This window comes from Rhodococcus sp. GA1, from assembly GCF_024321955.1.
In the GTDB taxonomy this organism is placed as follows: Bacteria; Actinomycetota; Actinomycetes; order Mycobacteriales; family Mycobacteriaceae; genus Rhodococcus; species Rhodococcus pyridinivorans.
Window position 1 is genome coordinate 1,690,517 of the sequence record NZ_CP097186.1, and the last position, 14,726, is coordinate 1,705,242.

Here is a 14,726-nt window from a genome sequence, read left to right on the forward strand (position 1 = left end):
CCATGTTCATCAAGGTCGTCAACCCGAACACCACGTGGTCGATGACCGCCACGATGGACCCACCCTCGATCGAGAGCCACTACGACGAGGCGCTCGCCGTGCCGGGCATCCTCACCGAGATCGAGAAGGGCGAACGCGACAGCGTCGACGGCTATGTCATCGCGTGCTTCGGCGATCCCGGACTGGACGCGGCGCGCGAGCTCGCCGGTGGGCCCGTCGTCGGCATCGCCGAGGCCGCCATGCGCGCCGCCGCGGTCCTGGGGCGCGGCTTCTCCGTCGTCACGACGCTGGCCCGCTCGACCGGACGCGCGTGGGACCTCGCGCACCGCTACGGTATGCGCGACGCGTGCCGGGGCGTGCACGCGTGCGACCTGCCGGTGCTGGCCCTCGACAGCGATCCCGACGCACGCAGGATCGTCACCGAGGCGTGCCTCGACGCCCTGAGCGAGGACGGTTCCGACACCATTGTGCTCGGCTGCGCCGGGATGGCCGACCTGTGCGCCCACATCTCCGCGGAGATCGGGGTGCCGGTGGTCGATGGTGTCGCGGCCGCGACGCTGACCGTGCCGTCGCTGGTCACGATGGGCCTGGCGACCGGCAAGCGAGGAGAGTTCGCGCCGCCCCCGCCGAAGCGCTATGCGGGACTGCTCGACGGGTTCACGACGGGCGGGTGAAGCCCGCCCCACCGTCACAGCCGGGTGAAGCCCGCCCCCTACGATCGGGACGTGCTGTCCATCCACCATGCCCCGTTGAGGAAGACCGACCCCGAGAGTCTGTATCGGATCGTCGCTCTGCGGACCGATGTGTTCGTCTTCGAGCAGGGCATCACCAGCGAACCGGAACTCGACGGCCGCGATCTCGACCCGACCACCGAACTGTTCTGGACGCGGGAGGGTGACGAGGTCCTCGCGACGCTGCGCGTGCTCCACGACGACGGGGACGTCGCCCACATCGGCCGTGTCGCCACCGCCCGGCACGCACGCGGGCGCGGCCTCGCCGCGGAGCTGATCGAGGCGGCGCTCGGGACCTGCCCGGGGGTGGTCGACATCTCGGCGCAGGCGTACCTGGAGCACTGGTACGCGCGATTCGGGTTCGTGCGCACCGGAGCGAACTACCTCGAGGCGGGGATCGACCACGTGCCGATGCGCCGCACCCCGTGACCGCGGGGCGCCCGTCGGGCGGCGGTCACGGGGTGCGGGCGACGACGCTATCAGCCGATCTCGAAGTGCACTCCGGTGAGCTTCTCCGACAATTCCCACAGCCGCGTCGCGGTCTCGCGGTCGCGGGCCCGACGCCCCACGGTGGCGACACCGGGCGCTCCGTAGAGCAGGAGACTCGGACCGATGTAGCCGCCCGCAATGCCCGGATCGGAAGCGGCGAGCACGACCGATTCGGCTCCCTGATCCGGGGTGCGCTGCAGGATCGTCTTGCCGAAACCGAACAACCGGTCGAACCACGTCCCCGTGTGGCTGCCCACCTCGGTGGCCGCGTAGCCCGGATGGGCCGCGACGGCGCGCAGCGGTGAGCGGGCGGCGGCGAGGCGTCGTTCGAGCTCGAGCGCGAACAACAGGTTCGCGAGCTTCGACTGTGCGTACCCCGCGGCGCGGTTGTACGGGCGGCGCTCCCAGTTGAGGTCGTCGAGATCGATCCGGCCTATCAGGTGGGCGGCGCTCGACACCGTGACGATGCGGCCGGTGATACGCGGCAACAGCAGTCCGGTCAGGGCGAAGTGTCCGAGATGGTTCGTTCCGATCTGCATCTCGAACCCGTCGGCGGTGCGACCCAGCGGCACCGCCATGACCCCGGCGTTGTTGACCAGGACATCGATCCGGCGATCGGCGAAGGCGTCTGCGAAGGCACGGATCGCCGAGAGGTCGGCGAGATCGAGCGACATCATCTCGGCCCGGGGGCCGATCTCGTCGGCGATGCGCTTGCCCCGGTCGGCGTTGCGACCGGCGAGGACGACGGTGGCGCCGGCAGCCCCGAGGGCGCGGGCCGTCGCTTCGCCCACACCGCTGGTGGCCCCCGTCACGACGACGGTGCGGCCGACCAGCGATGTGGTGGCGTCAGGCGCCAATCGAGGACTTGAGCATCGGGAGCATCGCCCACAGCTCGTCCTGCCAGTAACCCCACGAATGGGTACCGACGATCGGGAACGAGAAGTGTGCGGTATCGATACCCAGGGTCAGCAGGCGCACCTGGAAGGCGCGGTTCTGCGTGCGGGCGAGCGCTTCGAGACCCATGGCGTTGGTCGTGTTGAAGCTGCCCACGAGCGAGTTCGGCCGGTCGTACTGGCCGGGCAGACCGCTCGCCGCGGAGACCCACATCGGCAGTCCGCGCATCTGCGGCGCCGCGACGAACGGGTCGTGACGCAGCCACGCCGAGTCCCAGGGCGGTCCCCACATCGCGTCGGCGTTGTATCCGCCGGCGTCGAGCATGGCGAGACGGATGGCCTCGCGCATACCGGGGGCCGAGAGGTTGAGGTAACCCGAGAGGGAGCCGGCGAACTTGAACTGGTCGCGGTGGTAGGCGGCCAGGATCAGCGCCGCGTTACCGCCCATCGACAGGCCGACCACCGCGTTGTTGTTGCGGTCGATGCCGTAGACGTTCGCGAGATGGTCGGGGAGGTTCTGGGTGAGGAAGGACTCCCACTTGTAGGTGTAGGGCTGGCCGTTGAAATTGCTCGGCGCGTACCAGTCGGCGTAGAAGCTCGACTGCCCGCCCACCGGCATGATCACGTTGACGCCGTGATCGGCGAGCCACGCCGCGTTTGTCTCGTGTTCCCAGCCGCTCACATCGTCGGTGGCGCGCAGACCGTCGAGCAGATAGACGGCCTTGTTGCTGCCGTTGTTCGCCCGCCAGATGCGTACCTTGATCGCCCCGACCCCACCCGGGGCGGCGACCATGTCCTCGTGGAAGCGATCGTACGGATCGGCCGCAGCCGTGCCGGCGCCGAGCCCACTGAACGCGAGCGCCAACGGAAGGACCAGTGCCGCCACCAGCAGCCGCACGAGAGCGCGTCCCCCCCGCCGACGTGTTCCGGTTTTCGCCGACATCGTCACAACATGCTCCCCTTGCACTCCAGTAACATTCTTCACTTCCGTCCCAGGGTATCGACGGTGCAGAAACCTTAAGCAGGCTTGCACACAATCGTTATCGTGGAAAGTCCGGCAGCGTTATCGTCGGGCCTTCGGCGCTCGCATTCCGGGCGCACCGCTAACCTCCGACCCGTGCCCGAAGCTCCCCTCCCCGTTCGCGACGGCCTGAACCCCACCCGCCTGCGACTGCCGGAAAATCCCAGCTGGGAGACCATAGCGGAGTTCCTGCTCACACGCTTCCCGAACGATGCGGCGCGCATCGCGGAGAAGATCGAATCCGGCGAAGTGGTCGTACAGGACGGCACAGCGGTCACATTTTCGACCCCGTACGTCCCACGCGAATTCGTGTATCTCTACCGTGATCCGCCCGCCGAACCGCGCGTCCCCTTCGAGATCGACGTCCTCCACCGTGACGAGAACCTACTCGTCATGGACAAGCCGCACTTCCTGGCGACCACCCCGCGTGGTTCCTGGGTGACGGAGACCGCCGTGGTCCGGTTGCGCAAGGATCTGGACCTGCCCGAACTGTCCCCCGTTCATCGGCTCGATCGGCTCACGGCGGGCGTCCTGGTGTTCACCGTCCGGCGCGAGGCGCGACGCGCGTACCAGACGCTGTTCGACCGGCGTCTCGTCGAGAAGGAGTACGAGGCGATCGCCCCGGCCGCGCCGCGCCTCGACTTCCCTCGCGAGGTCCGCAGCCGCATCGTCAAGGAGCGCGGCGTGCTGCAGGCCCGCGAGGTCGACGGTCCCGTCAACGCCGTGACCTCGATCGAATTGGTGGACACGGCCGACGACCGTGCGCGTTACCGTCTGCGTCCCGAGACCGGCCGGACGCATCAACTCCGGGTACACATGAACTCGCTCGGAATCCCCATTCTCGGCGACAACCTCTATCCGGAGGTGTACGAGCTCGAGCCACAGGATTATTCGAATCCGCTGCAGCTTCTGGCCAGATCCTTGTCGTTCCACGATCCGATCACAGGTCGGCCGACCCGCTTCGTAAGCCGACGAAACCTGGCAGCATGGAGTAACAGCACACCAGGACCCCGCTGACCGGCGAGTTCTCGTCTTGGAGGTTTCCATGGAAATCGGCAGCATCTCGCGTACCTATGACGGGCGGGTGGCCCTGCGGTTCGAACGCTCGTTCCCCCACCCGCCGGAGAAGGTGTGGCGGGTCCTGACCGATCCGCAACATCTCCGCGCCTGGTTCCCTGCCGACGTCGAGTTCGCGCTCACACCCGGCGCCACACTCGAATTCCGCTCGACGCAGGAACAGACCCGCCGTTTCGGCCTGCCCGAAGGGCACACCAGCATGGGCAGTGTCCTCACGGTGCGGCCCGCACGGATCCTGGAATACCTCTGGGACACCGACGTTCTGCACTGGGAACTCACTCCGGACGGCTCCGGCGGGTGCTGGCTCACCCTCACCCACACCACCGACGACGAGGAGGACGCCCTCGCACACGGCGCCGCCTGGCACGCCGGGTTCGAGGTGGTCGAGGCCCAATTGGAGGAACGCCCGGTCGACTGGTCGATCTGGGACCGCGCAGCCGAACTGAGCACGCACTACCAGGGCAGCTCGGGCTGATCGACCGGCTCGGGACTCGGGCCGATCACCCGGGTGGAATATCCGCCTAGCGGCGCGCCCCACGTCGCGCGGGAGCCGAACCGATGCCGTCGAGGTCGCGCTCCCGCGCGGTCGTGCGCGCCACGATGCGCGCACCCCAAGCACCGATCGCGTCCCAGTCCCGGAAGTCACCGGAAGGGGCGCCGACCATCCTGACGACCATCCGTTCGCCGGTGCCGAGCACCGCCGGATCCAGCTTCCCCGGGAAGGTGCGATGTTCGACGGCCTCGATGCGTTCGGCGACGACGCACGCGTCGTAGCACGTGTTCACCGACCTCCCGCCCGAGGCGACGGGACCCGACGAGAACAGGTAGACGTCGCGTTCGCGCAGTTCGGCCGCGTGCCGGTCGGAGAACTCCCGCGCGCTGCGCAGCCAGCGACTGCGGTAGACGGCGCTGCCGAGCACCACGACGTCGTACGCGTCGACCTCGTCGACGTGCTCGGGCGCGTTCACGTCGACCTGCGCGCCGTGGTGGCGCATCGACGCGGCCAGCGCAGTCGCGATCTCCGCGGTCGAACCGTGCCGACTGGCCACCGAAACAAGAACCTTCATCACTACCTCCGGACCCGCGTCGAACCATGATCACCCCGAAACCGGGCCTTGACCAGGGCCGAAGTGCTCTTTGCCCGGTATCGGCAGATCACAGTCGGACGAATCCCCTCATATCGGACCGCGTGGCAAGGTGGAGGCAACGCGCACCGAGAGGAGCAGATGGATGCCCAGCACATCGTCGGCGACCGTCGCGGAGGAGGCGGAACGCAAGTACTCCGCCACCGGCGACCGGCCGCTTCCGGACCTGACGGGACTGCCGTCCGTCGATGCGATCGACGTCGACCGGTTCGAATTGTCGGCCCAGTACTACGACACCGCCGACCTGTGCCTGCTGCGCTCGAAGATCACGCTCCGCAGGCGCGAGGGCGGCGACGACGCGGGATGGCATCTCAAACTGCCCTCCGGTGTCGACACCCGCACCGAACTGCACTTCCCCCTCGGCGACGACTCGGCCGAGGACGTTCCCGCAGACCTCGGATCCCTGTTGCGCGGCATCCGCCGTGGCGCCCCGTTGAGCCTGGCCGCTCTGCTCGTGACCCGACGACATCGGCACCGGCTCCGGTCGTCCGACGGCGGCTTCGTCGCGGAGGTGGTGGTCGACGACGTCGACGCCGTGCGCAGCGCCGACGGATCCGAGATCCGCTGGAAGGAGATCGAGGTCGAGTGGAATTCCACCCTCGGCGACAAGACGATCGGCCGATTCCTCACAGCACTCGAGGAACGCTTCGCGGCCGTCGGGATCACCCGTTCGGAGAGCCCGTCGAAGCTCCACCGCGTGCTCGGCGACCTGCTCCCCGCCCGCCCGCCGATCGCGAAGGGCCTGATCCCGGTACGCGACTATCTCTCGAGCGAACTGCACACCCTGGGTTTGTCCGACATCGCCGTCCGCCGCGACGCACGCGACGCGGTGCACAGCATGCGCAAGGCCGCGCGGCGTCTGCGCAGCGCACTGCAGACCTATTCCGACGAGATCGTCGTGGATCCCGATCTCGTCGACGAACTCCGTTGGCTCGGAAGACGTCTCAGCCCGTCACGTGATCTCGAGGTCCAATGGGAACGGCTCACGGATCGCGTGGCCGACATCCCGGTCGAATCGCACCGGGAAGCGACGAGAGCCCGTATCGACGAGTACTTCTCGGCACGGTCGGAGGCCGCCCGCCTCGAAGCAGTCGACACACTGGACTCGGACCGGTACGTCGGGCTGCTCACCCGCCTCGACGCGGCGATCACCGACATAGCGCCCGCCACAGAAGCGGCGGGGGCACGGCCGAAAGTGGCACGGAAGGAACTGTTGCGCGCGGTCGCAGCGCTGTCGAAAAAGGTCTCGCGCCGCGTCGACAGCGTCGGCGACGCCGAGAACCCGGCGGAGCGCGACGCGCTGATGCACCGGGCACGCAAGGGCGCCAAACGGATGCGGTATGCCATCGAGGTGATCGCGCCGCTGCATCCGAAGCGTTCCGGGCGGATCCTCGACCGATTCGACGACTTCCAGGATCTGCTCGGTGAATTCCAGGACTCCGTCGTGGCGCGGGAACACCTCCTGGACATGCTCTCCGAGCAGGGCCACACCGCCGAGACCAGTTTCGGGCTCGGGATCCTGTTCCGGATCGAGACCGAGATCGGCGACGCGCAGGCCGCACATCTGGACAGCGGATGGCGGAAGGCATACCGCGCCGCTCGCCGATTGTGGACCTGATCGAGGCCGGAAGGCTCTGGTCGGGGCCTCCCCGATCGGGGATCATGAAGATCGTCGACACCGGGTCACGGCCGCGTCGTGGCGGTAACGTGGCCTCGGGCCGACCTGCGCGCGGGAAGCCGCGCGTCGCAACGAGAAGGAGACATCCATGAGCACACCGAGCACCCGCAAGGCAGTCGTCGCAGGCGTCGACGGCTCCGAAACGGCTGTAGCGGCAGCGCGGTGGGCCGGTGCCGTCGCGTCGCGCATCGGAGCACCCCTCCACCTCGTGCACTCGATGCCCCCGGAGGGCATCTTCTACAGCGAGGCCGCAGTGCTCGTGCAGTCGCAGATGATCCAGCAGCTCGAGGAGGACGGCAAGAAGCTCCTCGCCGACGCCGCCGAGCGAGTCCGCGCAGATCACCCCGAGCTCGAGATCAGCAGCTTCATCGGTCCCGGTCCCGCAGCCAAGTCGCTGCTCGAGGCCGCCGAGGACGCACGCCTGGTCGTCATGGGCGCCACCGGCGCGGGTGCGCTGGAGAACTTCCTCCTCGGCTCCACCGTTCTGCGCGTCGCGAACCATGCGCCCTGCCCGGCGGTCGTGTGGCGCGGCAACACCGATTCTCCGCTGCCCGATTCCCGGCCGATCGTCGTCGGTGTGGACGGTAGCGAATTGTCCTCTGCCGCAGTCACTCACGCGTTCCATCTCGCGTCGGCCCTCGGGGTTCCGCTGCGGGCAGTGCACTCCTGGCTCGGTGACGCCGCACTCGGTGTCGGCGCCACGGCTGCGCTGGTCGATTGGGATGCCGTGGAGACCTCGGAGACCGCGGTTCTCGCCGAGACGCTGGCCGGCTGGAGTGATCGCCACCCCGAGGTCACCGTCGAGCGTGTGATCGACCGGGGCCCGGCCTCGAAGGTCCTGCTCGCGCACCTCGACGACGCCCAACTCGTCGCAGTCGGAAGCCACGGACGTGGCCAGTTCCGCGCCGCCCTGCTCGGATCCACGAGCCAGAACCTGCTGCACAAGGCTCCGTGCTCGGTGCTCATCGCCCGCAAGGTCTAGAACCGATCGTTCCGGTCCGACGGGGATCGCTTCGACGAAGCGATCCCCGTTCACTGTTCTCGGGGCGCGATCACCAGGGCGCTGGACCGAGCATGCTCTCCAGTCGCGCCGCGTCGACGGTCTCGACACCCGTATCGATCGCCGCTGCCTCCGGCCACGGATCCCGCCGGCGGAGTTGCTGTTCGAGCACGGCAGGGGTCGCATCGGAGGCATCGTCGCCGCGCTCGGCTCGGGATGCCATCCGTTGCAACAGGATTCCCTTGTCTGCACGGCACTCGATCTCGATCACATCCACGGAAGCACCGTCCGCGACCTTGCGGGCCGCGTCGCGCTGCCCGGACGACAACCAGGTCGCGTCCAGCACGACGGATCGTCCCCGGGCCAGAGCGGTCTCGGCACGGCGCAGCAGTTCGCGGTAGGTCGCCTCCGAATGCGTCGGTGCGTACAGACCGGCATCCGTACCGTCGCCGGTGCGGTCGGTGGGTTGCAGACCCGCCAACTCCTTGCGGACGATGTCGCTGCGCACTACGTCCGCTCCGAGATACGCACCGACCGTGCGCGACAGTGTCGTCTTGCCGGTCGCGGAGACACCACCGACGAGCACCATGCGCACGCGTCCCCGGTCGAGATGTCCCTCGAGCAACTCGACGAGACCGGTCGCCGTTTCCCGCGCCGCTGCATCACCCTGCTCGTAGCGTAGGGCGGTCACCTTCGCGCGCACCAACGCTCGATAGGCGATGTAGTGGTGCACGAGAGAGGAGGGCGGGTGATCGCCCGAGACCTCACCATATTGCTCGAGCAACCGCCGTGCTGCGGGTTCGGCACCGAGACGTTCGAGATCCATTGCGAGGAAGGCGAGATCGAGTACTGCGTCGCCGTAGCGCAACTCGTCGTCGAACTCGAGGCAGTCGATGATGCGCGGACCGTCGTCGAGACAGAAGATGTCGTCGGCGAGCAGGTCGCCGTGTCCGTCCACGGCCCGGCCCGCCGCGATGCGTTCGTCGAACAGCACCGCCCGGCCGGCGAGGTAACGGTGCACGGACTCCCGGATCCGCGTCAACGCCCCGGCACGATCCGCCCCTACCTCCAGCCGGCCGAGATGGTCGAGACTGAGATCCCACAGCTCGGCGACGAAATCCGCGGAGGCACACCGGTCGATCTCGGGACCGTGCGGCGAGGAGGCGTGCAGTGCGGCGACCTGCTGTGCCACCTCGTCGATCACCACCGACACGTCCTCACCTCGGCGGACCGCGGCGGCCAGGCGCCGGTCGTCGGGCAGCCGCACCATTTCGACGAGGTGCTCGCACAACTGTCCGTCCGGGCCGTGGACGTCCGCGACGCCCAGATAGACGTCCGGTGCGAGACGCCGGTTGAGCTCCACCTCCCGGTGGCAGATCCGTTCACGGGCCTCACGCGTGCGGTTGTCGAGGAAGCCCAGGTCGAGCGGCTTCTTCAGTTTGTGCACGCGCTCGCCGACGAAGAAGACCACCGACGAATGCGTCTCCCTCACCCCCGCGTAGCCGACACCCTCCGGTCCGGCACCTGTGGTCACTGCGCCCTCCCTGTCGTCGGCGGCTCCCACCGAGTCCTCTCGTCCACCATATTGTCGTTCAGACACTCCCCCGGTGCATCTGCACAGCGCCCACCGGTGCATCCGCACAGTGTGTGTTCTCCTCCGGATCGCCCGAACGAACCGGCCGCGACAGGTAGCTTTCACACCGAGGTGACTTCTGGACGGGGTGAGATGAGAAACGATCAACAGAGCCGGGTACGAGGAGACGACACCGTGCGGGCGGACGACGGACCCACGGTGGCGGTCCTCGCGTACACGACGGCTCTCGAACGAACGATGATCGAGGATTGGCTGCGCTCGGACGAGCTTCCCGCCGAGTACCGCACGCCGACCCGCCCCGAGTCGCTCGACCTCGACTCACGGGTGCTCACCGAGGAGCTCGTGACCCGCACCGACGATCCGCTGATCCTGCCCTTGCGGATCGTGTGGCTCCCGGCGGAGCGCGACGGTGCGCGGCGTATCCGGTTCGCCGACGTCCTCGCCCTCACGAACCCACGCAATCCGAATCTGCTGCTGCAGAAATGGCTCGTGCGCAAGGGTGCCGACCGCTACCGGATCGTCGTCGCGAAACCGGCCCGCCTGTCCGAACTGCGGGACGCGCTCAGGGCGGAGGGCGGTGACGGTGACGACGGGGCACTCGCGCGGTACGTGACCCGTCGCGCCGTCGTCGCGCTCGAACGCGCGGAGCGAGCGGTGATCGGCGACCGCTACAAGGTCCCGCGGCTCGTCGCCGCCCAGATCATGGACTCGCCGATCTTCCGGCGCCGTCTCGACGAGATCGCCGCCGAGCACGGCCTCTCGCGCGCCGAGGTCGAGTCGCGGGCGCGCAGTTCCCTCGACGAACTCGTGGCCGTGCAGTCACGATTGGTCACCGACCTGTTCACGCAGGCGATGCGGCCGTTGCACGCGTCGGCATGGACCGTGCACGCCGACGAGGCCGGTCTGCGCGCACTGCGCGAGTCCAACCGCCGGTACGCCCTGGTCTTCCTCCCCTCGCACCGGTCCTACGCCGATGCCTTCGTGCTGGGCGACATCCTGGCGGCGAACGATTTTCCCGGCAACCACATCATGGGCGGGGCCAACCTCACCTTCTGGCCGATCGGTCCCGTCGCCCGCCGCACCGGCACGGTGTTCATCCGGCGCAGCTTCGCAGACGACGACGTCTACAAGGCCGCGCTCGAGGAGTACTTCGCGTTCCTGCTGAGCAAGCGGTTCAACCTCGAGTGGTACTTCGAGGGCGGCCGGACCCGCACCGGCAAGCTCCGGGCCCCGCGCTACGGATTGCTCAGCTACGTCGCCAACGCGATCCGCGGCGGACGCGTCGAGGACGCGATGCTGGTGCCGGTCTCGATCACCTACGAGGGACTCGCCGAGGTCGCGGCGGTCGCCGCCGAACAGACCGGCGCGACGAAGAAAACCGAAGGCCTGGGGTGGCTGGTGCGCTACGCCCGCAATCAGCGCAAGCGGGCCGGGAACGTGTACGTGCGGTTCGGCGATCCCGTGTCGATGCGCGAACTGCTGGTCGCCGGTGGGGATCCGGACCTGACCGCACCGGCGCCGGCAGCCGACCCGTCCGCGGCGCCGACGGATTCCGAGGAGATACGGGTGCTGCGCCGCAAGGCGCTGCAGAAGGTCGCCTTCGAAGTCGCGGTCGGCATCAACTGCAACACTCCGGTGACGGTGAACTGCCTGGTCACCCTGGCCCTGCTCGGTGTGCGCGACCGCTCGCTGACGCTCGAGGAGGTGCGGGCCGTGATCGCACCTGTCCGCCGTTATCTCGATCGCCGCGGTGTCCCGCAGGGCGGGCTCCACATCCTCGACGTCGAAGGTGGGCTCGAGGACGTGCTCTCGTCGCTCACCCACGCGGGGGTGGTCACCACCTACGCCGGCGGGGAGGAACCGGTCTACTCGATCCAGCCGGGTCAGCATCTCGTCGCGGCGTTCTACCGCAACAGCGGCGTGCACTGGTTCGTCAACCGGTCGATCATGGAGCTGGCCATCCTCTACGCGCACGCCAATCTCGGTGACGATCCTGTCCGGGTGGCGTGGGAGGAGGCGAAGAACCTGCGCGACCTGCTGAAGTTCGAGTTCTTCTTCCCCGACCGAGACACCTACGAGACCCAGATGCGCGACGAGCTCGCCTTGCTCGTCCCGTCCTGGGGCGACACGCTGCCGACGAAGGACGAAGCGCTGACCGGTCTCGTCGAGACCGGCTTCTTCATGTCGCACCGCACGCTGCGGTCGTTCTTCGACGCGCAGCTCGTCGTCGCCGAGCGCCTCGCCGTCCGGGATCCGGAGCTCGAGGTCGACCGCGCCGCCTTCCTGTCCGAGTGTGTGGCGGTGGGCCGGCAGATGCTGCTGCAGCGCCGCCTGTACGGGCCGGAATCGGTGTCGTCGGAGTTGTTCGCGTCCGCGCTCGACCTGGCGCGCAATCGAGGATTGCTCGACCACGACGAGGACCCCGAGACCGTCCGCGAGCGCAGGAAGGCATTCGCAGCGGAGCTGTCCGAGTTGGCCCAGCGGGTCGCGCTGGCCGAGTCGCTCGACGTGTCGAACAGAAAGGTGGAACGGTGAACCTCGAGCAGGCCCTCGAACGGGTGCGTACGGGTCCGCAGGGACCCGAGGTGGCGGCCTTCTTCGATTTCGACGGCACCATCGTGCACGGCTTCTCCGGTGTCCACTTCTTCCGCGACCGGGTGCTCGCCGGGAAGGTCTCCGCATCCGAACTGGCCGCGACGATGATCAACGGGATCCGCGGGACGGAGACCGAGGAGGACTTCGAACGCTTCGTCGCGATCGCCTTCAAGGCGTGGCGCGGTCACACCGAGGACGAGCTCTACGAGATCGGCCGCCGGCTGTTCATGACGACGATCGCCGGACACCTCTATCCGGAGGCGTGGCAACTCATCGGCGCGCACCAGAACGCGGGCCACACGGTGGTGATCGCCTCGTCGGCGTCCCGCTACCAGATCCAGGCCGCCGGGGACGCGCTGGGCGTCGAGCACATCCTGTTCACCCCACTCGAGGTCGAGAACGGTGTGCTCACCGGACGGGTCGACGGGAAATCGTTGTGGCGCAGCGGCAAAGCGGAGGCGGCACGCAATTTCGTCGAGACACACGGCATCGACGCCGAGGCCAGCTACACCTATTCCAACGGTGGTGAGGACGTGGAGTTCCTGGCCGTCGCCGGCAACCCCACGGCCACGAACCCCGATCGCACTCTCACCCGATTCGCCATCGAACGCGACTGGCCGATCATGCGGTTCCGGCCGCGCGGTACGCCGGGCGCCCGCGAACTCGTCCGCACCGCCGCCGCCTACGGCGGGATGTTCGGCTCGGTGTGGACGGGTCTCGGTCTCGGTCTGATCAACCGCAGCCGCAAGACCGCGCTGGACTCGATCATCAGCATCGGCACCGAGGTCTCCCTGGCCCTCGCCGGAGTGAACGTACGCATCGTCGGGGAAGCGAATGCGTGGGCCGCCCGGCCGGCGGTGTTCATCTTCAACCACCAGAGTCAGCTCGACCCGGTGGTGCTGGCCAAGGTCCTGAGGCAGGACTTCACGGGCGTGACGAAGAAGGAGATGGCCAACGACCCGTTGTTCGGGCCGCTTCTGCGGTTCGTCGGCGCCACCTTTGTCGACCGCACGAACACCGAGCGGGCGGTTGCGGCGCTCGGACCCGTCGTCGACACCCTCCGCGAGGGGACGTCGATCGTCATCGCCCCCGAGGGCACACGCTCGCTGACCCCGGCGATCGGCAGGTTCAAGAAGGGCGCCTTCCACATCGCGATGCAGGCCGGTGTCCCGATCGTGCCGGTCGTGATCCGCAACGCCGGCGAGATCCTGTGGAAGCACTCGACCCTGCTGCGGTCGGGCACCGTCGATGTGGCGGTGCTCGAACCGATCGACGTGAGCGGCTGGTCGCGGGAGGACCTCGGTGAGCACATCGCCGAAGTCGAGGACCTCTACCGCCGCACGCTGTCGAGCTGGCCCACCGACTAGATGACGAACGAGACCGTGACACCCGAGGAGCCGGACGACGGAGCCGACGAGAGCCCGCACGGTGAGAGCGGGCCGCTCACCCCGAAGCGACGCCGGTATCTCAAGTGGATCGTCGGTGCTCTGCTCGTCGTGGTGCTCACCGTCGAAATCGTGCTCGTGTGGCCGGAACTGTCCGACAGCGTCCGCGGCCTCGGGCATCTTCACTGGGGCTGGGTCGCGGCAGCGGTGTTCGCCTCGATGGCGGAGATGTCGACCTTCGCACGGGTGCAGCGGGCGCTACTGTCCGCGGCGGGTGTGAAGGTCTCGCAATGGCAATCGCTTTCGGTGGCCCTCGCGGCGAACTCCATGAGCGTGACCCTGCCGGGCGGACCGGTGGTCGGGACGACCTTCACCTACCGACAGATGCGGCGCTGGGGCGCACCCCCGGTGGTGGCGACCTGGCAGCTGGTCATGGCCGGGCTCCTCCAGGCCGCCGGACTCGCACTGCTCGGCATCGTCGGCGCTCTGCTCGTCGGCGCCAGCAACAACCCGTTCTCGCTGATCTTCTCGCTCGGCGGTCTGCTGCTGCTGGTCGTGCTCATCCAGTACGCGGCCGGCAATCCTGGTTCGTTCGAATCGATCGGCCTGATCGCCCTGCGGAGCCTGAACCGGTTGCGGAAGAAGCCGGAGCAGGCGGGTGCGCGAGCGTGGCGGAAGATCGTCGGCCAGCTGAGCGCGGTGCAACTCGATCGTCCTCATGCGGCCCGCGCGTTCGGCTGGTCGCTGAGCAACTGGGTATGCGACGGTGCGTGCCTGGCGTTCGCCGCATACGCGGTCGGTGGCGCGCCGAGCCTGGCCGGTATCGCGGTCGCCTACGCGGCCGGAACCGCCACCAGCCGTGCCATCCCGCTGCTCCCCGCCGGTCTGGGTGTCATGGACGCCGTGCTCGTGCCGGCGCTCACCGCATCCGGCATGACCGGCGCGCAGGCCCTGTCGGCGGTGGTCGTCTACCGGTTGATCAGTTTCGTGCTCGTCGCCGCGGTCGGCTGGATCGTCTTCGCATTCCGCTACCGGAACGTCGGCGAGGAGGGGGACGAGGACGAAACTCCCCCGGACCTGCGGCTCTGGGACGACGGCTGAAGGCGCCGACCCGAAAA

At 68.4% G+C, this 14,726-nt stretch carries 13 protein-coding genes; 9 read left to right on the plus strand and 4 right to left on the minus strand.

The window, feature by feature from the left end; genetic code table 11:
• Positions 1-2 precede the first annotated feature (2 nt).
• Positions 3-674, plus strand: a complete 672-nt coding sequence (locus tag M3330_RS07880) for an aspartate/glutamate racemase family protein (RefSeq protein ID WP_255028246.1) — start codon at positions 3-5, stop codon at positions 672-674.
• Between the two features lie 51 nt (positions 675-725).
• Positions 726-1,160, plus strand: a complete 435-nt coding sequence (locus M3330_RS07885) for a GNAT family N-acetyltransferase (protein ID WP_072740567.1) — start codon at positions 726-728, stop codon at positions 1,158-1,160.
• Positions 1,161-1,210: 50 nt separating this feature from the next.
• Here M3330_RS07885 and M3330_RS07890 read toward each other — a convergent pair whose 3' ends face one another.
• Positions 1,211-2,077: an oxidoreductase gene (locus M3330_RS07890; protein WP_255028249.1), complete on the minus strand. Its 867-nt coding sequence runs from the start codon at positions 2,075-2,077 to the stop codon at positions 1,211-1,213.
• Positions 2,067-3,056 carry an alpha/beta hydrolase family protein gene (locus M3330_RS07895; RefSeq protein WP_051121583.1) on the minus strand — a complete coding sequence of 330 codons (990 nt, stop codon included), beginning with the start codon at positions 3,054-3,056 and terminating at the stop codon, positions 2,067-2,069. The genes M3330_RS07890 and M3330_RS07895 overlap by 11 nt, the downstream gene beginning before the upstream one ends.
• Before the next feature lie 174 nt (positions 3,057-3,230).
• On the opposite strand from M3330_RS07895, the gene M3330_RS07900 reads away from it, so the two are divergent.
• Both M3330_RS07900 and M3330_RS07905 read left to right on the plus strand, forming a co-directional pair.
• On the plus strand, positions 3,231-4,151 hold the full coding sequence (locus M3330_RS07900; protein ID WP_255028252.1) for a pseudouridine synthase: 921 nt from the start codon (positions 3,231-3,233) through the stop codon (positions 4,149-4,151).
• Between the two features lie 28 nt (positions 4,152-4,179).
• Entirely contained in the window at positions 4,180-4,686 is a 507-nt protein-coding gene (locus tag M3330_RS07905) for an SRPBCC family protein (RefSeq protein ID WP_006551738.1), read from the plus strand.
• Positions 4,687-4,732: 46 nt separating this feature from the next.
• Here the strand turns inward: M3330_RS07905 and M3330_RS07910 are convergent, their stop codons facing one another.
• Positions 4,733-5,278 (minus strand): flavodoxin domain-containing protein, encoded by a 546-nt coding sequence (locus M3330_RS07910; RefSeq protein WP_255028255.1) that lies wholly within the window; start codon positions 5,276-5,278, stop codon positions 4,733-4,735.
• A 163-nt stretch (positions 5,279-5,441) separates the two neighbouring features.
• On the opposite strand from M3330_RS07910, the gene M3330_RS07915 reads away from it, so the two are divergent.
• Positions 5,442-6,974, plus strand: a complete 1,533-nt coding sequence (locus M3330_RS07915; protein WP_255028264.1) for a CYTH and CHAD domain-containing protein — start codon at positions 5,442-5,444, stop codon at positions 6,972-6,974.
• 148 nt (positions 6,975-7,122) lie between these two features.
• On the plus strand, positions 7,123-8,016 hold the full coding sequence (locus tag M3330_RS07920; RefSeq protein WP_006551741.1) for a universal stress protein: 894 nt from the start codon (positions 7,123-7,125) through the stop codon (positions 8,014-8,016).
• 70 nt (positions 8,017-8,086) lie between these two features.
• Here the strand turns inward: M3330_RS07920 and M3330_RS07925 are convergent, their stop codons facing one another.
• A complete protein-coding gene (locus tag M3330_RS07925; protein WP_230826407.1) occupies positions 8,087-9,568 on the minus strand; it encodes a bifunctional aminoglycoside phosphotransferase/ATP-binding protein in 1,482 nt (493 codons plus the stop codon).
• A gap of 192 nt (positions 9,569-9,760) precedes the next feature.
• On the opposite strand from M3330_RS07925, the gene M3330_RS07930 reads away from it, so the two are divergent.
• Genes M3330_RS07930 through M3330_RS07940 form a run of 3 tightly spaced genes read left to right on the plus strand, consistent with a single transcriptional unit; the run spans position 9,761 to position 14,709 of the window.
• Positions 9,761-12,163 (plus strand): glycerol-3-phosphate 1-O-acyltransferase, encoded by a 2,403-nt coding sequence (locus M3330_RS07930; RefSeq protein WP_052227413.1) that lies wholly within the window; start codon positions 9,761-9,763, stop codon positions 12,161-12,163.
• On the plus strand, positions 12,160-13,590 hold the full coding sequence (locus M3330_RS07935) for an HAD-IB family hydrolase (protein WP_033096812.1): 1,431 nt from the start codon (positions 12,160-12,162) through the stop codon (positions 13,588-13,590). The genes M3330_RS07930 and M3330_RS07935 overlap by 4 nt, the downstream gene beginning before the upstream one ends.
• Positions 13,591-14,709: a YbhN family protein gene (locus M3330_RS07940; RefSeq protein WP_219129943.1), complete on the plus strand. Its 1,119-nt coding sequence runs from the start codon at positions 13,591-13,593 to the stop codon at positions 14,707-14,709.
• Positions 14,710-14,726: the final 17 nt, after the last annotated feature.

Coding starts and splice junctions, on each gene's coding strand:
- M3330_RS07915 (WP_255028264.1), top strand. CDS start 5,442: ATGCCCAGCACATCGTCGGCGACCGTCGCGGAGGAGGCGGAACGCAAG.
- M3330_RS07895 (WP_051121583.1), bottom strand. CDS start 3,056: ATGTCGGCGAAAACCGGAACACGTCGGCGGGGGGGACGCGCTCTCGTG.
- M3330_RS07905 (WP_006551738.1), top strand. CDS start 4,180: ATGGAAATCGGCAGCATCTCGCGTACCTATGACGGGCGGGTGGCCCTG.
- M3330_RS07920 (WP_006551741.1), top strand. CDS start 7,123: ATGAGCACACCGAGCACCCGCAAGGCAGTCGTCGCAGGCGTCGACGGC.
- M3330_RS07910 (WP_255028255.1), bottom strand. CDS start 5,278: ATGAAGGTTCTTGTTTCGGTGGCCAGTCGGCACGGTTCGACCGCGGAG.
- M3330_RS07930 (WP_052227413.1), top strand. CDS start 9,761: ATGAGAAACGATCAACAGAGCCGGGTACGAGGAGACGACACCGTGCGG.
- M3330_RS07940 (WP_219129943.1), top strand. CDS start 13,591: ATGACGAACGAGACCGTGACACCCGAGGAGCCGGACGACGGAGCCGAC.
- M3330_RS07880 (WP_255028246.1), top strand. CDS start 3: ATGTTCATCAAGGTCGTCAACCCGAACACCACGTGGTCGATGACCGCC.